The sequence below is a fragment of the Streptomyces sp. HSG2 genome (assembly GCF_016598575.1).
GTDB lineage: Bacteria > Actinomycetota > Actinomycetes > Streptomycetales > Streptomycetaceae > Streptomyces.
The window spans coordinates 1,517,362-1,537,959 of sequence record NZ_CP066801.1 but is presented as its reverse complement, the minus strand read 5'-3'; the positions used below and the strand labels follow the sequence as shown (position 1 = coordinate 1,537,959).

17 protein-coding genes and 2 pseudogenes are annotated in these 20,598 nt (G+C 70.9%); 9 read left to right on the top strand and 10 right to left on the bottom strand.

The window, feature by feature from the left end:
- Window positions 1-43 precede the first annotated feature (43 nt).
- Window positions 44-1,642, top strand: a complete 1,599-nt coding sequence (locus tag JEK78_RS06180; protein WP_200263099.1) for a Na+/H+ antiporter — start codon at window positions 44-46, stop codon at window positions 1,640-1,642.
- A 49-nt stretch (window positions 1,643-1,691) separates the two neighbouring features.
- Here the strand turns inward: JEK78_RS06180 and JEK78_RS06175 are convergent, their stop codons facing one another.
- On the bottom strand, window positions 1,692-2,585 hold the full coding sequence (locus JEK78_RS06175; RefSeq protein WP_200263098.1) for a pyridoxal-phosphate dependent enzyme: 894 nt from the start codon (window positions 2,583-2,585) through the stop codon (window positions 1,692-1,694).
- A gap of 237 nt (window positions 2,586-2,822) precedes the next feature.
- On the opposite strand from JEK78_RS06175, the gene JEK78_RS06170 reads away from it, so the two are divergent.
- The 5 genes and pseudogenes from JEK78_RS06170 to JEK78_RS23755 all read left to right on the top strand — a co-directional run.
- Window positions 2,823-4,229 (top strand): family 2B encapsulin nanocompartment shell protein, encoded by a 1,407-nt coding sequence (locus JEK78_RS06170; protein WP_200263097.1) that lies wholly within the window; start codon window positions 2,823-2,825, stop codon window positions 4,227-4,229.
- 85 nt (window positions 4,230-4,314) lie between these two features.
- Complete coding sequence (locus JEK78_RS06165) at window positions 4,315-5,463, top strand: family 2 encapsulin nanocompartment cargo protein polyprenyl transferase (RefSeq protein WP_200263096.1); 1,149 nt, start codon at window positions 4,315-4,317, stop codon at window positions 5,461-5,463.
- A 169-nt stretch (window positions 5,464-5,632) separates the two neighbouring features.
- A complete protein-coding gene (locus JEK78_RS06160; RefSeq protein WP_200263095.1) occupies window positions 5,633-6,241 on the top strand; it encodes a GNAT family N-acetyltransferase in 609 nt (202 codons plus the stop codon).
- Window positions 6,202-6,549 (top strand): annotated as a pseudogene (locus JEK78_RS06155) (methyltransferase domain-containing protein); the annotation flags it as partial. The gene JEK78_RS06160 and the pseudogene JEK78_RS06155, both read left to right, overlap by 40 nt.
- Before the next feature lie 80 nt (window positions 6,550-6,629).
- Window positions 6,630-6,824, top strand: a pseudogene (locus JEK78_RS23755) (site-specific integrase); the annotation flags it as partial.
- Between the two features lie 7 nt (window positions 6,825-6,831).
- Here the strand turns inward: JEK78_RS23755 and sodN are convergent.
- Window positions 6,832-7,227 (bottom strand): superoxide dismutase, Ni, encoded by a 396-nt coding sequence (sodN, locus tag JEK78_RS06150; RefSeq protein ID WP_200263094.1) that lies wholly within the window; start codon window positions 7,225-7,227, stop codon window positions 6,832-6,834.
- A 143-nt stretch (window positions 7,228-7,370) separates the two neighbouring features.
- Here sodN and sodX point away from each other — a divergent pair, with 143 nt between their 5' ends.
- Complete coding sequence (gene sodX / locus JEK78_RS06145; RefSeq protein WP_200263093.1) at window positions 7,371-7,802, top strand: nickel-type superoxide dismutase maturation protease; 432 nt, start codon at window positions 7,371-7,373, stop codon at window positions 7,800-7,802.
- Here sodX and JEK78_RS06140 read toward each other — a convergent pair.
- The 4 genes from JEK78_RS06140 to JEK78_RS06125 all read right to left on the bottom strand — a co-directional run bounded on the left by JEK78_RS06140 (window position 7,706) and on the right by JEK78_RS06125 (window position 11,275).
- A complete protein-coding gene (locus tag JEK78_RS06140) occupies window positions 7,706-8,335 on the bottom strand; it encodes a CGNR zinc finger domain-containing protein (protein WP_200263092.1) in 630 nt (209 codons plus the stop codon). The genes sodX and JEK78_RS06140 overlap by 97 nt on opposite strands.
- A gap of 243 nt (window positions 8,336-8,578) precedes the next feature.
- Window positions 8,579-9,340, bottom strand: coding sequence for an amino acid ABC transporter ATP-binding protein (locus tag JEK78_RS06135; protein WP_277953063.1), 762 nt, complete (start codon window positions 9,338-9,340; stop codon window positions 8,579-8,581).
- Complete coding sequence (locus JEK78_RS06130; protein WP_200263091.1) at window positions 9,337-10,287, bottom strand: amino acid ABC transporter permease; 951 nt, start codon at window positions 10,285-10,287, stop codon at window positions 9,337-9,339. Before JEK78_RS06130 ends, JEK78_RS06135 begins: the two co-directional genes overlap by 4 nt.
- 31 nt (window positions 10,288-10,318) lie before the next feature.
- The gene (locus JEK78_RS06125; RefSeq protein ID WP_200263090.1) at window positions 10,319-11,275 is read right to left on the bottom strand and encodes an ABC transporter substrate-binding protein; all 957 of its coding nucleotides are present in this window, start codon (window positions 11,273-11,275) and stop codon (window positions 10,319-10,321) included.
- Window positions 11,276-11,935: 660 nt separating this feature from the next.
- Here JEK78_RS06125 and JEK78_RS06120 point away from each other — a divergent pair.
- Together JEK78_RS06120 and JEK78_RS06115 are read left to right on the top strand one after the other, a co-directional pair.
- Window positions 11,936-13,165 (top strand): NADP-dependent malic enzyme, encoded by a 1,230-nt coding sequence (locus JEK78_RS06120; RefSeq protein WP_200263089.1) that lies wholly within the window; start codon window positions 11,936-11,938, stop codon window positions 13,163-13,165.
- A 130-nt stretch (window positions 13,166-13,295) separates the two neighbouring features.
- Window positions 13,296-14,261, top strand: a complete 966-nt coding sequence (locus JEK78_RS06115; protein ID WP_200263088.1) for a zinc-binding dehydrogenase — start codon at window positions 13,296-13,298, stop codon at window positions 14,259-14,261.
- Between the two features lie 102 nt (window positions 14,262-14,363).
- Here the strand turns inward: JEK78_RS06115 and JEK78_RS06110 are convergent, their stop codons facing one another.
- The 4 genes from JEK78_RS06110 to JEK78_RS06095 form a co-directional block, all read right to left on the bottom strand.
- Entirely contained in the window at window positions 14,364-14,537 is a 174-nt protein-coding gene (locus tag JEK78_RS06110) for a DUF6104 family protein (protein WP_200263087.1), read from the bottom strand.
- 179 nt (window positions 14,538-14,716) lie between these two features.
- Window positions 14,717-18,469 carry a multifunctional oxoglutarate decarboxylase/oxoglutarate dehydrogenase thiamine pyrophosphate-binding subunit/dihydrolipoyllysine-residue succinyltransferase subunit gene (locus JEK78_RS06105; protein ID WP_200263086.1) on the bottom strand — a complete coding sequence of 1,251 codons (3,753 nt, stop codon included), beginning with the start codon at window positions 18,467-18,469 and terminating at the stop codon, window positions 14,717-14,719.
- 277 nt (window positions 18,470-18,746) lie between these two features.
- Window positions 18,747-19,859 (bottom strand): HAMP domain-containing sensor histidine kinase, encoded by a 1,113-nt coding sequence (locus JEK78_RS06100; protein ID WP_200263085.1) that lies wholly within the window; start codon window positions 19,857-19,859, stop codon window positions 18,747-18,749.
- Window positions 19,856-20,593, bottom strand: a complete 738-nt coding sequence (locus JEK78_RS06095; protein ID WP_200263084.1) for a response regulator transcription factor — start codon at window positions 20,591-20,593, stop codon at window positions 19,856-19,858. The genes JEK78_RS06100 and JEK78_RS06095 overlap by 4 nt, the downstream gene beginning before the upstream one ends.
- Between the last annotated feature and the right edge of the window lie 5 nt (window positions 20,594-20,598).

The window sequence follows — 20,598 nt, the reverse complement described above, 5'->3', positions numbered from 1 at the left end:
GGGTGGGCGGAAGACGGCGCGGACAGCGAGGCGGTCGAGGGCGATGGACGTGATGCCGCTGCTCCTCCTGGTGGCCGGAAGCACCGCCATCGCCGTGGCGGCCCGACGCACCCGCGTGCCGCCCCCACTGTCGCTGGTCGCCGCCGGGCTGGCGGTCAGCTACGTCCCCGGGGTGCCGGCGTACGACCTCGACCCGGACATCGTGCTGCCACTGCTGCTGCCCCCTTTGCTGCACACCGCCGCGACCGACAGCTCCTACCTCGATCTCCGCGCCCAGCTGCGGCCGGTCGCCCTGCTCTCCGTGGGCTACGTGCTCTTCGCGACCCTCGCCGTCGGCTGGGCGGCGCACCTGATCGTGCCGGGACTGCCCCTGGCCGCCGCACTCGTCTTCGGGGCCGTGGTGGCCCCGCCGGACGCGGTCGCCGCGACGGCCGTCGCCCGGCGTGTGGGGCTGCCGCCCCGGATCGTCACGATCCTCCAGGGCGAGTCCCTGGTGAACGACGCCACCGCCATCACCGCCTACCGGGTGGCCGTGGCCGCCGCCGTCGGCGAGGGGGCCACCTGGGCGGGTGGGATCGCGGAGTTCCTGGTGGCCGCCGTCGGTGGGGTCGGCGTCGGACTGGTGCTGATGGTCCCCTTGCACTGGTTGCGCACCCATGTGAAAGAGCCGCTGCTCCAGAACACCTTCTCCCTGCTCGTCCCGTTCGTCGCCTACGCCGCCGCCGAACGGGTGCATGCCTCGGGGGTGCTGGCGGTGGTCGTGGTCGCGCTCTACCTCGCCCACCGGGCGTGGGAGGTGGACTTCGCCCTCCGGCTCCAGGAGGAGGCGGTGTGGAGGATGGTGGCGTTCGTGTTGGAGTCGTCCGTCTTCGCCCTCATCGGCCTGCAACTCCCGGTCGTCGTCGAGGGTCTCGGCGCCCGCTACGGCGTCGGCGCCGCCGCGTGGTACGCGCTCGCCCTCTTCCTCGCGGTGGTGGTCGCCCGGTTCGTCTGGGTCTACCCGGCGACCTTCCTGCCCAGGGCGTTGTCGGCCGGGGTCCGGGCCAGGGAGCCGAACCCGACGTGGAAGGGCCCCTTCGTCGTGGCCTGGGCCGGCATGCGCGGCGTGGTGTCGCTCGCCATCGCCTTCTCGATCCCGCTCACCGTGCACGACGGCGCGCCCTTCCCGCAGCGCGACCTCGTCCTGTTCCTGGCGTTCACCACCGTCATCGGCACGCTGGTCGTCCAGGGGGTCACCCTGCCGACGTTGATCCGGCTGCTGCGGCTCCCGGGGCGCGACGAGGACGCCCGCACGTTGGCGGAGGCCGACGCCCAGGCCCAGGCGTCGCGCGCCGCCGAGCGGCGTCTGGAGGAACTCCTCGGCGACGAGCGGAACGCCCTGCCGGGCCCGCTCGCCGACCGCCTCCGGAAGGTGGTGGAGCGCCGCCGCGACTCGGTCTGGGAACGGTTCGGCCGGTCGAACCCGGTCACCGGGGAGTCCGCCGACGACACCTATCGGCGGCTGTCGCGCGAGATGATCGGCACCGAGCGCGAGGTGTTCGTCCGACTCCGGGACGAACGCCGCATCGACGACGAGATGCTCCGCACCCTGCTGCGACGGCTGGACCTGGAGGAGGCGGCGGTGTACCGGGAGGTCGGCTGAGTGCCGGGCGGCCGGTGGCTCGACCCCTCGGCACCCGGCCCGACGGGCGTCAGGGGAAGGGACGTCCCGTGATGATCGCGGCCAGGGTGGTACCGGGCGTGAACGCCCCCTCCTCCGTGAGACGGAGCAACGCGTGGAGCGTCTTGGCCACGTAGACCCGCTCCACCGGCGTGCCGTGGCGCCGGGCGAAGTCCTCGGCGAAGGCGTCGAGCCGGGGCGGGAGGCGTCCGTATCCGCCATCGTGGAAGCGGTCGGAGACGCTCCAACGCCCGCGTGGCCCGCCGAAGGCCTCCCGCTGGAGGCGTTCCACCTCGCCGGTCAGGAAGCCTCCCCGGAGCACGGAGACGCCGAGGGCCCGCTGGTCCGGCGCGAGTCCGGCGGCGAGCCCGGCCAGGGTGCCGCCGGTCCCGCACGCCACGGCCGCGACGTCCGCCAGGCCCCTCAGCTCCTCGCCCAGCGTCCGGCAACCCCGCACGGCGGCGGTGTTGCTACCCCCCTCGGGCAGGACGAAGGCGTCGGCGACGCCGCAGGAGTCCACGATCGCCGCCAGCACGTCGGGGTCGGTCTTGCGTCGGTAGGTCGTCCGGTCGAGGTAGCGCAGCCGCATCCCGTCGTCGAGGCAGCGTGCCAGGGAGGCGTTGGGAGGGCGGTTCGCCAGTTCGTCGCCGCGGACCACGCCGATGGTCGGTACCCCCAGCAAGCGTCCCGCCGTCGCCGTGGCGCGCAGGTGGTTGGAGTACGCGCCGCCGAAGGTGAGGATCGGCCGGCCGGCCGCCTCGTCCAGGTTCGGGGCGAGCTTGCGCCACTTGTTGCCGATCAGCTCGGGGTGGATCAGGTCGTCACGCTTGAGGAGCAGGCGGACACCGTGCCGCTCGAAGCGCGGGTCCCGCACCTCCCGCAGAGGTGAGGGCAGCCGCGGGTGCGAGAAGTGCGGTGTGACCATCGGACCATTCTCGGGTGTCGTCGGGCTCGCTCTCCCCCCGGCGCGCTCGTGGCGCGCGTTCGCCCGCCTCGCCGGGCGCCGCGGTAGCCGCGCGGGTATGCCTCATGCCCAGGACGGCCGTGATCCATTCCCCCTCTTTCGGGTAATAGCACCGGCACGCTCCGTGAGAAAGGCTGTCCCTGCACATCGAATGCCGGACGCGGACGCGTTCCGGCATGAGCGGGAGGGCAATTCCATATGTCGGTAGGCGAAGAGATCCGCACCGAGCAGACCTCGGCGCAGCAGAGCCTGGGCACGGCCGCGGCGCGGAACCTGGCCACCACCACCAAGTCCGTGCCGCAGATGCAGGAGATCAGCTCCCGTTGGCTGCTCCGCATGCTGCCGTGGACGGACATCCAGGGCGGTACGTACCGGGTCAACCGGCGACTGACCTTCGCCGTGGGGGACGGCCGGGTCACGTTCGTGAAGACGGGCGATCGCGTCGAGGTGATCCCCGCGGAGCTGGGCGAGTTGCCCGCGCTGCGCACGTACGACGACGAGGAGGTCCTGTCCGAGCTCGCCGGCCGCTGCGAGCAGCGGACGTTCGGGCCGGGCGAGGTGATCGCCTCCTTCGGTGGCCGTACCGACTGCGTCTACCTGCTGGCCCACGGCAGGGTGGAGAAGATCGGCACGGGGCCCTACGGCGACGACGCCGTCCTGGGGGTTCTCGCGGACGGCTCCTACTTCGGGGAGCGTGCTCTCCTGGACGGGGACGCGATCTGGGAGTACACCGCCCGGGCGGCGACGGCCTGCACGGTGCTGGTGCTCTCCCGTGCCGAGGTGGACCGCGTCGCCGACGCCTCGGAGACCCTGAGCGCGCACCTCGGATCTCAGCGCGCGATCCCGGAGCAGCGCACCAACAAGCACGGTGAGAAGGAGATCGATCTCGCCGCCGGCCACACGGGAGAGCCGGACATCCCGCACACCTTCGTCGACTACGAGGCCCGTCCGCGCGAGTACGAGCTGAGCGTCGCCCAGACGGTGCTGCGTATCCACACGCGTGTGGCGGATCTCTACAACCAGCCCATGAACCAGACGGAGCAGCAGATCCGGCTCACGGTGGAGGCGCTGAAGGAGCGCCAGGAGCACGAGCTGATCAACAACCGCGACTTCGGTCTGCTCCACAACTGCGAGTACGACCAGCGAATCCAGCCCCACGACGGGGTGCCCGGCCCCGACGACATGGACGAACTGCTCAGCCGAAGGCGCGGCACCAAACTCTTCCTGGCCCACCCCCGGGCCATCGCCGCCTTCGGTCGTGAGCTGAACCGGCGCGGTCTCGTCCCGGAGACCATCGACGTCGGCGGCAGCCGCATTCCGACCTGGCGGGGTGTGCCGTTCTTCCCCTGCAACAAGATCCCGGTGACCGAGGCCCGCACCTCCTCGATCATCGCGATGCGTACCGGCGAGAGCGAGCAGGGCGTCATCGGGCTGCGTGCCACCGGCATCCCCGACGAGATCGAGCCGAGTCTGTCGGTGCGCTTCATGGGCATCAACGAGCAGGCCGTCATCAAATACCTGGTGACGACGTACTACTCGGCGGCGGTCCTGGTGCCGGACGCGCTGGGCGTGCTGGAGAACGTCGAGATCGGCCGCTGGCGGTGACCTTTCGTCGCGTACCCGGTGTCCCCGCCCGTCCGGGCGGGTACACCCCGGGATACCGAGGCGGCCCGACGGGTGAGGTGAGTCCATGACGGAGACTCGGCACCGCGCCACCGACCCGTCGCGCGCCGACGGCCCGCCGGGTCTCGTGGGCACCCTCGACCGCGAGGGCGGCTTCGCTCGCCCACGGGCGACGGGGCGGGACGCGCCCGAGGAGAGCGGGGCGGGGACCCTGCTCCACAGAGCTCGGGCGGCGGTGGATCCTCGTCTGCGCGCCGCGGTCGACTCGCTGCCCGCGGGGCTCCGGCGCGTGGCCCGGCACCACTTCGGTTGGCGGGAGGCGGACGGCTCCGCGAGCGGTGGGGGATCCGGCAAGGCCATCAGGCCCGCGCTGGTTCTCGCCTCGGCCGAGGCGCTCGGCGGCGGCGAAGCCAGGGAGTCCGCCGTGCCGGCGGCCGTCGCGGTGGAGCTCGTGCACAACTTCACCCTGCTCCACGACGATGTCATGGACCGTGACACCACCCGTCGACACCGGCCCACGGCGTGGACGGTGTTCGGTGACGCCGACGCCATTCTCGCCGGCGACGCCCTCCAGGCGTTGGCCCAGAGGCTGCTCACGGCGGATTCGCACCCGGTGTCACGGGTGGCGGCCGTGCGGCTGGCCGACTGCGTCATCGAGTTGTGCGCTGGACAACAGGCCGACACGGCCATGGAGCGCCGGGACCCGCGCGAGGTCACGCTCGACGAGACGCTGGCGATGGCGGAGGCCAAGACCGGGGCGCTGCTCGGCTGTGCCTGTGCCCTCGGCGCGCTCTACACCGGGGCGACGGAGGAGGACGTGGACGCCCTGGACGCGTTCGGCCGTGAGGCCGGGCTGGCCTTCCAGCTGATCGACGACGTCATCGGGATATGGGGGGACCCGCGCAGGACCGGCAAGCCGGCGGGTGCGGATCTCGCCGCTCGCAAGAAGTCGCTTCCCGTGGTGGCCGCGCTCACCTCCGGGACCCCGGCGGGGCGCGAACTCGCCGAGTCCTACGGCCGCCCCCACCGACAGGAGGAGGACCTGGAACACATGGCGTCGCTCGTGGAACGCGCCGGCGGGAGGGACTGGGCCCAGACCCAGGCGGCGGATCGCATGGCTCGGGCGGTGGACGAGCTGTCCCGGGCGGTGCCCGTGCCCGAGGCCGCCGACGGCCTGCTCGCCTTGGCCGAATTCGTCACCCGGCGCGATATCTGACCACCCGACGCGTCCGGCACGGCCTCCTCTCGGGGCCGGCCGAAACGCACCGGGTATCGGCGGGCCCCGCACTTCCCCACGGTGTGCGGGGCCCGCCTCCTCGCCCCGGCATCCGGATAGGCTGGCAACGACCACCATTCTGGGGGCAGTTGAGGAGATGGGGCGGAACATGGGAGCGGCGATACGCACGGCCGGCGGGGACGATCGCGACGTGGTCGTGCGACTGCTGGACCGCGCCTTCCTGGACGACCCGGTCAGCGGTTGGGTCTTCCCTGACGAGGTCCATCGGCGTGCGACGCATCACCGGCTGATGGCCGCGCTCACCGACGTCGCTCTCGCCGAGGGTCGTGTCGATCTCACCGCGGACGGGTCCGCCTGCGCTCTCTGGTTGCAGATGACCGTCGAGGACCGTGAGGAGGTCATTCCCGACGAGGGGCCTTCCCGGATCCGTCAGGCCGTCGATCCGGACAACGAACGCGTCGAGTTGATCGGTCGGTTGACAGCCGAGGTCCATCCCGACGATCGCCCGCACGCCTATCTGTGGATGCTCGGTGTCGAGCCGGGTCGGCAGGGCGCGGGCCTCGGCACGGCACTGGTCGAGTCGGCCCTCGACCGCTGCGACCGGGGTGGGCTCCCCGCCTACCTGGAGGCGAGCACCACGCGCAGCCGTGACCTGTACGCGCGTCTCGGGTTCCATCTCGTCGGCGGCCCACTGCGGCTCCCGGACGGGCCGTTGATGTGGCCGATGTGGCGGGACCCCTGCGACTCGCCGAGCTGACCGACGCCCGTCGTTCCGCCGGGAGCAAGACGTGCCTACGCGGGCGTGCGGTCGATATCGGCTGCGGCAAGGGTGAATTCAACCAGTGGCTTCGCGACGATCGGCCCGAGCCGGCCCTGCTCGGACTGGACATCGCCCCCGGCATCCTCGACGGCGTGACCGGCCCGGTCGCCGTGGCGAATGCCACCCGTCTGCCGTTGGCCACGGCGAGTGTGGACGCGGCCCCGGCGCCACACACGCTGTACCACGTCCCGGGCATCCCGCGGGCGGTCAGGGAGTTGTCCCGGGTCGTGGCCTGTGACGGGGCGGTGATCGTCTCCACCAACAGCGACCGGGACAAGGCCGAACTCGACGACTTGTGGCGGCGGGCGGCGGGCGACGTCCTCGCGGAGCGAGCGTCGAGCAGGTCCAGCTCGTCCTCGGCCACGCCTCCGCTGTCGTCACGCTGCGGATCAACGCCCATCTCTGGTCGAGCGAAGATGACCGCACCCGGTCCGCCATGGGCGCCGTTCTCGGCGGACTGCGGACCGGGTGCGGACTGCAAGACCAGGCGATCAAGGAAACCGCAGGTCAAAGGGGTTGATCAAAGATCAAGCCTTCTTGGTCTCCCAGAAGATCTTGTCGATCTGGGCGATGTGGTCCAGCGCCTTCTGGCCGGTCGCGGGGTCCGACGAGCCCTTGGCGGCGGAGAGGGACTTGAGCGTGTCGTTCACCAGCTGGTGCAGCTCGGGGTACTTCTCGAAGTGCGGCGGCTTGAAGTAGTCGCTCCAGAGCACCGACACGTGGTGCTTGGCCAGCTCCGCGCGCTGCTCCTTGATGGTGATGGCGCGGGCCTGGAAGTGCGGGTCGTCGTTGCCGGCCATCTTCTCCTGGATGGCCTTGACCGACTCCGCCTCGATGCGGGCCTGGGCGGGGTCGTACACGCCGCAGGGCAGGTCGCAGTGGGCGCTGACCGTGACCTTCGGGGCGAACAGGCGGGAAAGCATGCAGCGGTCCTTCCTCGTGATCGTCTTCTCAGGGGGGACACTACTCTCTGGAAGGGTCGTTTTCGCGAGTGCCCCCAATGGGTGACGACAAAAGTCCGGGTCGGACTCGGACCTGTGGAGGAAGACCGGGGAGGTGGCGTGAGATGCCGGAGCCGTCGCGGGGGCCCGGGGCGGCCGGCGGGCCGCTTCCCCTCGGACCCGCCGAGGTGACCGGGCCGTCGATGGTTCCCACCCTGCGCCACGGGGATCTGCTTCTGGTGCACTGGGGAGCCAGGGTGCGGCCGGGCGACATCGTGGTCCTGCGTCACCCCTTCCAGCAGGACCTGCTGGTCGTGAAGCGGGCCGTCGAACGCCGGGGCGCGGGGTGGTGGGTGCTTGCGGACAACCCCTACGCCGGGGGCGACAGCACCGACTACGGGGTCGTGCCGCGCGAGCTGGTCCTGGGCAGAGCGCGGTTGAGGTTCCGGCCCAGGACGGATCAGCGCTCGCCGTCGGCCTGGTTGGGGTGGGCGCTGTCGGCAGTGCGGCCCCTGTCTCCGACGCGACCGGCGGCCTCGCGTTTGCGGGCCCGGTAAGCGGCCACGTTGGCCCGGGTGGCGCACCGGTCGGAGCAGTAGCGCCGGGAGCGGTTGGTGGAGGTGTCGAGGTAGGCGTTCCGGCAGGGGGACGCCTCGCACACACCGAGCCGCTCGACGCCGTGTCGGGTGAGGTGGAAGGCCAGCCCCATGGCGGCGACGGCCGCGTACCCGGCGGTGGCGTTGGACGGGTGGTCGGCGAGGTGCATGTGCCACCGCGGTCGGCCGTCCTCCTCGCGTGGATCGTGCCCGGAGACCTGGGGGCTCACCGGGTACTCCATGAGCAGGGCGTTCAGGAGGTCCACGGCGAGGGCCTCCTCACCGCGCTCGGCGGCCTCGAACACCTTCCGCAGCCTGCCGCGGACCGAGCGGAAGCGGGTGACGTCGGCCTCGGTGGCGCGTCGGGCCGCGGTGCGGCTCCCTGGGAAGAGATCGCGGACGGCGGCGACGCTCGTCAGGGTGTCCCTGCCCCGCTCCGGCTCCTCGGTGTTGACGAGACGCACGGCGTAGTCCGCGTAGTGGTCCAGTTGCACTCGGTGTCCTCGTGGAGTGGCGCGGGATCGCGCTCGGGCGGCACGGACGGAGGGTCCACCGTAACGGCTGTGACCCGCGTCGAGGTATGACGCCCGAGGGCCCGGGGCGGAGGGCGAGGCCCCCGACGCCCCGGATCGCCGACGCGGCCCGTGCGTCCCGGGACGCACCGCGTGGCTCGGGTCGGGGTGTGGGTGGGGGCGTGGGACGACTGGCCCACGCCCCCCACCCACACCCCGAGAGGCTCAGAGAACCTTGGAGAGGAACGCCTTCGTCCGATCGTGCCGCGGGTCGGTCAACACGTCCCGGGGGTTGCCGGACTCCACCACCACGCCCCCGTCCATGAAGACCAGGCTGTCGCCGACCTCGCGGGCGAACCCCATCTCGTGGGTGACCACCACCATCGTCATCCCTGACTCGGCCAGGTCGCGCATGACGTCCAGGACGTCGCCGACCAGCTCGGGGTCGAGGGCCGAGGTGGGCTCGTCGAAGAGCATCAGCTTCGGGTCCATGGCGAGGGCCCGGGCGATGGCGACGCGCTGCTGCTGACCGCCGGAGAGCTGGGAGGGGTAGTTCCCGGACTTGTCGCCCAGCCCCACCCGCTCCAGGAGCCCCATGGCGCGCTCCCTAGCCTCCGTCCGGCCGACGCCCCGGACCTGTACCGGTGCCTCCATGACGTTCTCGACGGCCGTCATGTGCGGGAAGAGGTTGAACCGCTGGAACACCATGCCGATGTCCCGGCGCTTGCGGGCGACTTCGCTGTCCCTGAGCTCGTAGAGCTTTTCGCCCTTCTGGCGGTAGCCCACCAGCTCTCCGTCGACGTGGAGCCGGCCGGAATTGATCTTCTCCAGGTGGTTGATGCACCGGAGGAACGTCGACTTGCCGGAGCCCGACGGGCCGATGAGGCAGAACACCTCGCCTCGCGCGACCTCCAGGTCGATCCCCTTGAGAACCTCGACATGCCCGAAGGACTTGTGGACGCCCTCCGCCCTGACCATGGCCGTCATGCCGTGCCACCTCCCGTCGTGCCGGTGCGGTTGGACAACGAGAACAGGTTCGCCCGGATCTTCTGCAGCGGGGTGGGCGGCAGGCTGCGGCTGGAGCCGCGGGCGTAGTGGCGCTCCAGGTAGTACTGGCCGACGCTGAAGACCGAGGTCAACAGCAGGTACCAGGCCGCCGCCAGGAACAGCATCTCGGCCGGGGCGCCGGACGTTTGGCCGATGTCCTGCGCGACGCGGAAGAGTTCGGAATACTGCACGACCGAGACCAGGGAGGTCGTCTTCAGCATGTTGATGACCTCGTTGCCCGTGGGCGGCACGATGACCCGCATCGCCTGCGGGATCACGACCCGGCGCAGGGTCTTGGCGTGGCTGATGCCGAGCGCGTGCGACGCCTCGGTCTGCCCCTCGTCGACCGCGAGCAGTCCCGCGCGGCAGATCTCCGCCATGTACGCCGCCTCGTTCAGACCCAGGCCGAGGAGCGCGGTCAGGAACGGGGTCATGAACTGGGACCACTCGTCGCGGTAGACCGGCCCGAGGTCGATGTACTGGAAGACCAGGCCGAGGTTGAACCACACCACGAGCTGCACCAGGACGGGCGTGCCGCGGAAGAACCAGATGTAGAACCAGGCGATGGAGGAGGTCACCGGGTTCTTGGAGAGGCGCATCACCGCGAGCAGGACGCCGCCGAAGACGCCGATCGCCATCGCCAGCACGGTGATCAGCAAGGTTCTGCCCACGCCGGCCAGCACCCGGTCGTCGAAGAAGTAGTCGGGGATCGCGCCCCAGTTGATCCGGCCCTGGGAGAACGCGTAGACCACCGCGGCCAGCAGCGCGATGGCCACCGCTGCGGTCACGTACCGCCCGTAGTGCCGGACCGGGACGGCCTTGATCGCCTCCGGTCCGGCGGGCGGTGTGTCGGCCGGACCGGAGCCCGACGTGTCGACGTCAGTCACGGGGTGTAGCCCTTCCTTGCCCGCGGGGTGTTCACGCGCCGCCGTTGACGGTGGCCTCGGTGACCGCGCCCTCGGACACGCCCCACTTGTCGAGGACCTTCTGGTACTCGCCGTTGGCGATGATGGCGTCCAACGCGGCCTTCAGGGCGTCCCGCAGCTCGGTGTTCTCCTTGGAGACGGCGATGCCGTACGGGGCCGCCTCCACCTGCTCGCCGACGAGCTGGAAGTGTTCGCCGCCACCGGAGGTCTGCACCGCGTAGGCGGCGACCGGGAAGTCGGAGGATCCGGCGTCGGCGCCGCCCGCGCGCAGCCGGATCCGGGCCTGCTGGTCGTTGTCGAAAGCCTCGATGGACAGCGGCTCGCCCGCCGGGCACTTCTCGGCCTCGGCCTTGGCCAGGTCCTCCGACACGGTGCCGCGCTGCACCACGATCTTCTTTCCGCACAGGTCGGACCAGGTCTCGATGCCCTGGTCGTCACCCTTGTCGGTATAGATCGAGACACCGGCGGTGAAGTAGTCGACGAAGTCGACGCCCTCGCCGACCTTCTTGCCGGTGGCGGGGTCCACACCCTCCTGCCGGTCCTTGGTGTCGGTCATCGCGGACATGGCGACGTCGTAGCGCTTGGAGCGCAGCCCGGTGATCAGCGTGTCGAAGGTGCCGTTCTGGAACTCGAAGGTCACGCCGAGCTGCTCGCCCATGGCCGCCGCGAGGTCGGGGTCGATCCCCACGACCTCTCCGGAATCGTCCTTGAACTCGACCGGCGCGTACGCGATGTCGGAGCCCACCCGGACGACCCCCTTGTCGCGGATCGACGCCGGCAACAGGTCGGCGAGCGGCGCCGCCGCGCCGGACTTGTCGCCGCCGTCCGCGCCACCGCTCTCGGTCTGGTCACCGCACCCGGTCAGCAGCAGGGCGCCTGCGACCGCGATCGCGCCGACCGCGGCGGTCCGGGTACGCGCGATCGAGCGACGGGGGGAGCTTGCGGTCATGGTGGGTTCCTCCGGCGGTTGCGTGGAGCCGATGGGACGGACACCCGTCGGGGTCGACGGGCGTCTGGACCTGCCGACGGGCGCGCGCGGCGACCTTCGACGGGACACACGGGATCGGCGGTCGGACACGCGTCTTCGGGCGTCGCGACCCCGTGCGATTAGGGCATCTTGCCATTCGGACGACCCCCCTCAGGGGGCTCGTGATGTCAAAATCGGATAACGGGCGACCGTGCGAAGCGGACCAGCTCGGTACATCCCGCCCGGGGGCTTCCGGGAATCCACCCTTCCGGCCGAAAAATCTTCGGTGTACTCGGCGTGTGGCGGGCATCTCCGACCGTCGGCGCCGCTCTGGCGCGAAGCTCAAAAGACTGTCAAGAAGGTGTCGGCCGCTTCCCGGGAAGTTGGACTATGAGTCATGTCACCGACGTGCGGCGTTCCTGGTCCGGGATGTGAGCTTGTACTGAATGGACTCGTCGCCAAGGGAGGACGTCCGGTAAGAAGGTTCTTCACACCCCTCATCCGGGGCGCGGGGCGCGTGTGCGGCGCGCCCGAAGCGCGGGGCTCCCACGTATCGGTGACCATGCCCGCGCGGTCCCGTCCCACCCCTCACCCAGGAGTGGACAAACCCTCAATCCATGAATACGTAAGGGGTACAACACAGTGGCAGCGGAGATCGTCAACCCTCGCAGCGACGGCGACGCCGGTACGACGTGGGAGACGGGGGCCGAGCCCCTCGATTCCGTCGAGCCCGCCTTCGCGCTGCACCGCGGCGGCAAGATGGCCGTGCGGGCCACCGTGCCGGTCCGGGACAAGGACGATTTGTCCCTGGCGTACACACCCGGCGTGGCGCGGGTGTGCAGCGCCATCGCCGAGCGGCCCGAACTCGTGCACGACTACACCTGGAAGTCGTCGGTGGTCGCCGTCGTCACCGACGGCACGGCCGTCCTCGGCCTCGGCGACATCGGCCCGGAAGCCTCCCTCCCGGTGATGGAGGGCAAGGCCATCCTCTTCAAGCAGTTCGGCGGCGTGGACGCCGTGCCGATCGCCCTGGACTGCACGGACGTGGACGAGGTCGTGGAGACGGTGGCGCGCCTGGCTCCCTCCTTCGGCGGGGTGAACCTGGAGGACATCTCCGCGCCCCGATGCTTCGAGATCGAGCGACGTCTGGAGGAGCGCCTTGACATCCCGGTCTTCCACGACGACCAGCACGGGACCGCGGTGGTCACCCTCGCGGCGCTGCGCAACGCCGCCCGGCTGAGCGGCCGGTCCCTGGGCGAGCTGCGGGCGGTCATCTCCGGCGCGGGCGCCGCGGGAGTCGCCATCGCCAGGACCCTGGTCGGGGCCGGGATCGGCGACGTCGCGGTCGCGGACCGCAAGGGTGTCGTCTCCCGGGAGCGGAGCGACCTGACCCCGGTCAAGCGGGAACTGGCGGAGTTCACCAACAAGGGGGGGATCTCCGGCTCCCTGGAGTCCGCCCTCGAAGGCGCCGACGTGTTCATCGGCGTCTCCGGCGGCACCGTGGGGGAGGAGGCCGTCGCCTCCATGGCCGAGGGCGCCTTCGTCTTCGCGATGGCCAACCCGAACCCCGAGGTGCGCCCGGAGATCGCGCACAAGTACGCGGCCGTCGTCGCCACGGGGCGATCGGACTTCCCCAACCAGATCAACAACGTGCTGGCCTTTCCGGGAATCTTCGCCGGAGCACTGCGGGTGCGGGCCTCGAGGATCACCGAGGGCATGAAGCTCGCGGCGGCCGAGGCGCTCGCCTCCGTCGTGGGCGACGACCTGGCGGCGGACTACGTGATCCCGTCGCCGTTCGACCAGCGGGTGGCGCCCGCCGTCACCGACGCGGTCGCGGCGGCGGCGCGGGCCGAGGGCGTCGCGCGTCGGTGAGCCGCCCCGCCCCGCGGTGAGGCGTCGGGGGTGGTCCCTCCCGGGATCACCCCTCGCTCGCGCGAAAGAGGGCGTGTGTCACAGGGTTAGGCGGTTTCGGTGGGCGCGCGCTGACCCTATCGTCAAGGTCATGTTCGCCGTCTACGCCGCCAGAATCGACCGCGACCGACCGCTCTCCGGGCTGGAGTCGGGAGAGCGTCCCGCTCCCCGGGCTCGCCCCGGTTGGAGCGTCGTCGACGTACGGGCCGCCTCCCTCAACCACCACGACCTGTGGTCCCTGCGCGGCGTCGGCCTGACGCCCGACCGCCTGCCGATGATCCTGGGCTGTGACGCCGCGGGTGTCGACGCGGACGGCAACGAGGTCGTGCTGCATTCGGTGATCGGCCAGAGTGGCCACGGGGTTGGCCCCGAGGAGCCCCGGTCCATCCTCACCGAGCGCTACCAGGGCACCTTCGCCGAGCGGGTCGCCGTCCCGACCTGGAACGTCCTTCCCAAGCCCAGGGAACTCTCCTTCGCCGAGGCCGCCTGCCTGCCCACGGCTTGGCTGACGGCCTACCGGATGCTCTTCACCCAGGCCGGGGTGCGCCCCGGCGACTCGGTGCTGGTGCAGGGGGCGGGCGGCGGCGTGGCGACGGCCGCCATCGTGCTGGGCCGCGCCGCCGGACTGCGCGTCTTCGCCACCAGCCGGGACGAGGCCAAACGCCGTCGCGCCGTGGAGCTGGGCGCATTGGAGGCCGTGGCCCCCGGCGAGCGGCTGCCGACACGGGTGGACGCGGTGATCGAGACCGTCGGGGCGGCGACCTGGTCCCACTCGGTGAAGTCGCTGCGCCCCGGAGGCACCCTGGTGATCTCCGGCGCCACCAGCGGCGACCGCCCTTCGCACGCGGAGCTGACCAGGATCTTCTTCCTGGAGCTGCGGGTGGTCGGCTCCACCATGGGCACCAAGGACGAGCTGGAGGACCTGCTGGCGTTCTGCGCGACGACGGGCGTACGGCCGGTCGTCGACGAGCTGCTGCCCCTGGAAAGGGCCCGGGAGGGCTTCGAGCGACTGGCCTCCGGCGATCACTTCGGGAAGATCGTGCTGACCGCCTCCTGAAGGCCGGCGCCGCGAGGCCGCCAGTCGACACGAGTCGAACCCCGCTCCCCGGCCGGTGGGCCGCGCCCGTCGCGCGGGAGTGGCCCGGTGTCGGAAACGCGCCTAGTCCTCGTCGTCCAGCCGTGCCAGCCAGGTGGCGAGGCGTTCCACCGGGACCTCGAAATCGGGGTTGAGGTCGACGAACGCGCGCAACTGCTCGGCGAGCCACTCGAAGGTGATCTCCTCCTCGCCACGTCGCTTGGCGAGTTCCTCGATGCCGCGGTCGGTGAAGTACACGGATGCTCCGCACGGAAGTCGGGTGGTCGAACAGGTCCAGGCTATCCCGGGTCGTGGGGCCCGCCGCCTCCCCGCCCGGCGAAGACGAGCGGGGGCCCCTCCCGGGCTCCGGCTCGGGAGAGGCCCCACGGGGCGGGGCGGGTCCGACTCGGCCGATCGCGCCGAGCCGGACCCGTCGATCACGCCTCGAACACCTCGCGCACCAGCTGTTCCTGTTCGGCCTGGTGCCGCTTGGCGGAGCCGACGGCCGGGGACGAGCCGTGCGGACGCGAGATGCGCCGCAGACGCTCGCCGTGCGGGATGTCGGCGCCGACCGCCAGGTCCAAGTGGTCGATCAGGTTGAGCGCGATGAACGGCCAGGCGCCCTGGTTTGCAGGCTCCTCCTGGGCCCACAGGTACTTCTCGGCGTTCGGGTACTTGGCGATCTCCGCCTGCAGCTCGGCGCCCGGAAGCGGGTAGAGCCGCTCGATACGGATGATCGCTGTGTCCGTCGCGCCGCGCTTGCGGCGCTCGGCGTCCAGGTCGTAGTAGACCTTCCCGGCGCAGAAGACGACCTTCTTCACCGCCGCCGGGTCCACCGAGTCGTCCCCGATGACGGGCCGGAACCGGCCCGTCGTGAACTCCTCGGCCTTCGACGCCGCCGCCTTCAGGCGCAGCATCGACTTCGGGGTGAAGACGACCAGCGGCTTGTGGTGCGGGTTGTGCACCTGCCACCGCAGGAGGTGGAAGTAGTTCGACGGCAGCGTCGGCATCGCGACCGTCATGCTGTTCTGCGCGCAGAGCTGGAGGAACCGCTCCGGACGGGCCGACGAGTGGTCCGGCCCCTGGCCCTCGTAGCCGTGGGGGAGAAGCAGGACGACGCCCGACGTCTGTGCCCACTTCTGCTCGGCGGACGAGATGAACTCGTCCACGACGGTCTGCGCGCCGTTGACGAAGTCGCCGAACTGCGCCTCCCACATCACCAGCGCGTTCGGGCGGGCCAGCGAGTAGCCGTACTCGAAGCCCATCACCGCGTACTCGGAGAGCAGGGAGTTGTAGACGTTGTACCGTGCCTGGTCCTCGGACAGGTACAGCAGCGGGGTGAACTCCTCGCCCGTCTCGCGGTTGATCAGTACCGCGTGACGCTGGCCGAAGGTGCCTCGCTGGGAGTCCTGTCCGGACAGTCGGACGGGCACCCCCTCCAGCAGCAGGGAGCCGACGGCGAGAGTCTCGCCCATGCCCCAGTCGATGGTGCCGTCCTCGATCATGGCGGCGCGGCGCTGGAGCTGCGGCAGCAGTCGCGGATGCACCGTGACGCGGTCGGGGAGCGACACCTGGGACTCGGCGATCCGCTTGACCACCTCGGCGGACACCGCCGTGTTCACGGCCGCCGGGAACTCCGCCTGCGGCTCCGGGTGCTCGGCGGACCCGGGCTGGGAGGATGCCTCGCGGACCTCGGTGAAGACCTTCTCCAGCTGTCCCTGGTAGTCCTGGAGCGCCTGCTCGGCCTCCTCCAGCGTGATGTCGCCCCGGCCGATCAGGGACTCGGTGTAGAGCTTGCGCACCGAGCGCTTCTTGTCGATCAGGTCGTACATCAACGGCTGCGTGAACGCCGGGTTGTCGGTCTCGTTGTGCCCGCGCCGGCGGTAGCACAGGAGGTCGATCACCACGTCCTTGTTGAAGGCCTGCCGGAATTCGAAGGCCAGCCGCGCGACGCGGACACACGCCTCGGGGTCGTCGCCGTTCACGTGGAAGATCGGTGCCTCGATCATCCGCGCCACGTCCGTCGCGTACATCGAGGAGCGCGAGGACTCGGGCGCGGCGGTGAAGCCGACCTGGTTGTTGATGACGATGTGGACCGTGCCGCCGGTGCGGTAGCCGCGCAGCTGCGACATGTTGAGCGTCTCGGCGACCACGCCCTGGCCCGCGAAGGCCGCGTCGCCGTGAATCGCGACAGGGAGCACCGTGAAGTCGGTGCCGCCCTTGCCGATGATGTCCTGCTTGGCGCGCGCGACACCCTCCAGGACCGGGTCGACGGCCTCCAGATGGGAGGGGTTCGCCACCAGACTGACGTCGATCTGCTCCCCGTCCAGCCCGGTGAAGGTGCCCTCGGCGCCCAGGTGGTACTTGACATCGCCGGAGCCGTGCATGGACTTCGGGTCGAGGTTGCCCTCGAACTCGCGGAAGATCTGCGCGTACGACTTGCCGACGATGTTGGCCAGCACGTTCAGCCGGCCGCGGTGGGCCATGCCGATGACGACCTCGTCCAGGCGGGACTCGGCCGCGGAGTCCAGCACCGCGTCGAGCAGCGGGATGACGGACTCGCCGCCCTCCAGCGAGAACCGCTTCTGGCCGACGTACTTGGTCTGGAGGAAGGTCTCGAAGGCCTCCGCCGAGTTCAGCCGTCGCAGGATGCGCAGCTGCTCCTCGCGCTCGGGCTTGGTGTGCGGGCGCTCCACCCGGTCCTGGATCCACTTGCGCTGCTTGGGGTCCTGGATGTGCATGAACTCGATGCCGGTGGTCCGGCAGTACGAGTCGCGCAGGACGCCGAGGATGTCGCGGAGCCGCATCATCGACTTGCCGGAGAAGCCTCCGACGGCGAACTCGCGCTCCAGGTCCCAGAGGGTGAGCCCGTGCTCGGTGATGTCCAGGTCGGGGTGCTTGCGCTGCTGGTACTCCAGCGGGTCGGTGTCGGCCATGACATGCCCGCGCACCCGGTAGGAGTGGATCAGCTCGAAGACGCGCGCGGCCTTGGTGACGTCGTCGTCGTGACTGGCGTCGATGTCCTTGAGCCAGCGGACCGGCTCGTAGGGGATGCGCAGCGCTTCGAAGATCTCGTCGTAGAAGCCGTTCTCCCCGAGCAGGAGGTTGGCCACGACGCGCAGGAACTCGCCGGAGGCGGCGCCCTGGATGACCCGGTGGTCGTAGGTCGACGTCAGCGTCATGACCTTGGAGATGCCCAGCTTGTTCAGCGTGTCCTGGGAGGTGCCCTGGAACTCCGCCGGGTAGTCCATGGAACCGACGCCCATGATCACCGACTGTCCCGGCATCAGACGCGGCACCGAGTGGACGGTGCCCAGGCCGCCCGGGTTGGTCAGCGAGACCGTGACTCCGCTGAAGTCGTCCATGGTCAGCTTGCCGTCACGGGCGCGGCGGACGATGTCCTCGTAGGCCTGCCAGAACTCGAAGAAGTTCAGCGTCTCGGCCTTCTTGATCCCCGCGACGACCAACTGCCGGTCGCCGTTGGGCTTCACCAGGTCGATGGCGAGACCGAAGTTGACGTGCTCGGGCTTGACCAGGGTGGGCTTGCCGTCCTTGAGCTGGTAGGACCAGTTCATGGCGGGCATGGCCTTGATCGCCTGAACCATCGCGTACCCGATGAGGTGCGTGAAGGAGATCTTCCCGCCGCGGGCGCGCTTGAGGTGGTTGTTGATGACGATGCGGTTGTCGAAAAGCAACTTCACCGGCACCGCGCGGACCGAGGTGGCCGTCGGCAGCTCCAGCGAGGCGTCCATGTTCCGCGCCACGGCCGCGGCGGGGCCGCGCAGGGTGACCAACTCGGGTCCCTCCGAGGACGCCGCGGCCGGCTCCCGCGCGGGGGGCGGGGCTGCGGCTCGCGGCTTGGCGGCCGGAGGTGCCGCGGGGGGGCTCGGCGCGGCAGGCGTGCTCGGGGCCGCCGCGGCCGGCGTGGGCGTGGCCGGCTCGGCGGGCGCGGCCGGTGCAGTCCGCTCCGGGGCCGCCTCGGGCGTCGACGTCTGCGTGGCCGCCCCGGGCTGGTAGTCGGCGAAGAAGTCCCACCAGGCGCGGTCTACGGAGTTCGGATCCTGGAGGTACTGCTGGTAGATCTCGTCGACGAGCCATTCGTTCGGGCCGAACGCCGCGGCGGGGTTCCGGCCCGCTTGGTCTGCGTCGGTCGAGATGCTCGATGCGTTACTGGGGGACTGTGGCGACACGGCGGCAACCGCCCTCTTCCGCTTCACAAGGTGATGGACAGCGGAAATAGAGGCTACGCCTCATCGGCCGGGAAGGTCAGGCCGGGCCCGCTCTTCGTCGCGTATGTCACATCGTGAAGCGCGTTTTGGTTCCGGAAACGACGGGAAACAAGTGGGGTTCCGGGTCGACCGGTCGCGACGCGCCCTCCCGCGCGGTCGAGGCCGGGACGTCGGTCCCGTCGGGATCGACCTGCGGTTCGGGCATCGGGCGGACCCGGGCCCCGTTGCGCACTCTACGTCAATGGGGCATAGGAGGCAGACCCGGCAGGGTCACGACTATCCGGCACCCCCGCTCGGACTCCGCCACGCGTATCCCGCCGCCGTGCAGTTCCACGGCCCAGCGCGCGATGGCCAGCCCCAGCCCCGTGCCGCCGTCGCTGCCGGGACCGTGCGGACGGGAGACCGCGCCCCGGTCGAACCTCTCGAACACCCGGTGCCACTCCGACGGAGGGATGCCCGAACCCTCGTCCGTCACCTCCAGCTCCAGGGAGTCCCTGAGTGCCCCGGGGCGTGCCGTGACCGTGACCCGGCCGTGGGGCGGGCTGTGCTTGATCGCGTTGTCCACGAGGTTGGCCACCACCTGGTGGAGCCGCTCGGGGTCGGCCCGCGCGGTCAGCTCCGGAGGGGTGACGTCGAGGTGCAGATGCACGTCGGCGCGCGTGTGGCCGCCCGACGCGCACGCCGGTACGCCCGTGTGCGCGCAGCCGCCCATCGCGGCCTCCTTCAACACCCCCGAGAGGTACGGCCACACTTCGAAGCGCCGCCGGTCGAGGGGGACGACGCCGTCGTCCAGGCGGGACAGGTCGAGCAGGGTCTCGACCAGCCTGCCCAGACGCTCGGTCTGTCCCAGCGCCGTTCGCATGGTCTCCGGGTCGGCGTCCGTGACGCCGTCGACGATGTTCTCCAGGACCGCGCGCAGGCCGGCTATCGGGGTGCGCAGCTCGTGCGAGACGTTGGCCACGAGTTCCTTGCGCCGCCGGTCCTGGGCCTCCAGGTCGTCGGCCATACGGTTGATGGTGACGGCGAGGTCGCCGAGTTCGTCGCGGCGGTTCTCGCGCACCCGGCGGGTGTAGTCGCCGTGCGATATGGCGCGCGCCACGGCGTTCATCTCGTCCAGCGGAGCGCTGAGGCCGTGGGCCACGATCTGGGTGATGAGCAACGTGGCGATCATGGAGAACACGGTGATCACGCGCAGCTCGGTCTTGGTGTGGACGGCGATCACCGAGAGGCCGGTGGTGATCAGCACGGAGGCCACCACGAGGGCGGCCAGCTTGGTCTTGACCGAGAAGGGGCGCACGCCCGCCCAGGGGTCCGGCCTGCTCCGCCGGTGTCCCTCCCGTCCTCGGATCACGAGGGCGGGCTCTCCAGCGCGTAGCCCACGCCGTGGACGGTGCGGATCCGCTCCGCGCCGATCTTGCGGCGGAGCGCCTTGACGTGACTGTCGACGGTGCGGGTGCCGGAGGCGTCCGCCCAGTCCCAGACCTCGGCCAGCAGCTGCTCGCGGGAGAGCACCGCCCGCGGGGTGTTGGCCAGGCACAGCAACAGCTCGAACTCGGTGGGGGTCAGATGCACGTCCGTGCCGCGCACCCGGACCCGCCGTTGCGCCTGGTCGATCTCCAGCTCGCCCAGGCGCAGGGTGTCGCCGCGCGGCGTGGCCGCGGCGAGCGCGGCGCGTTCCACGCGTCTCAGCAGGACGTGGACCCGGGCGGCCAGCTCCCGCAGGGAGAACGGCTTGGTCATGTAGTCGTCGGCACCGACCCCCAGCCCGACCAGCATGTCCGTCTCGTCGTCACGCGCGGTGAGCATCAGGACCGGCACCGGTCGGGTGGCCTGCACCCGTCGACAGACCTCAAGGCCGTCGAAGCCGGGGAGCATGACGTCGAGGACGAGGAGGTCCGGTCGCCACGCCTCGGCCGTGGCGACCGCGGAGGGGCCGTCGGCCGCGGTGCGGACCACGAACCCCTCGGAACGCAGGCGGGTGGCGACGGCGTCGACGATCGTCTGGTCGTCCTCGACCAGCAGGACCCGACGCTGGGCGCCCGGGGTCACCGTCGTGCCGTCGTGGGAGGTCTGCGTGTGGTCCATCGCCC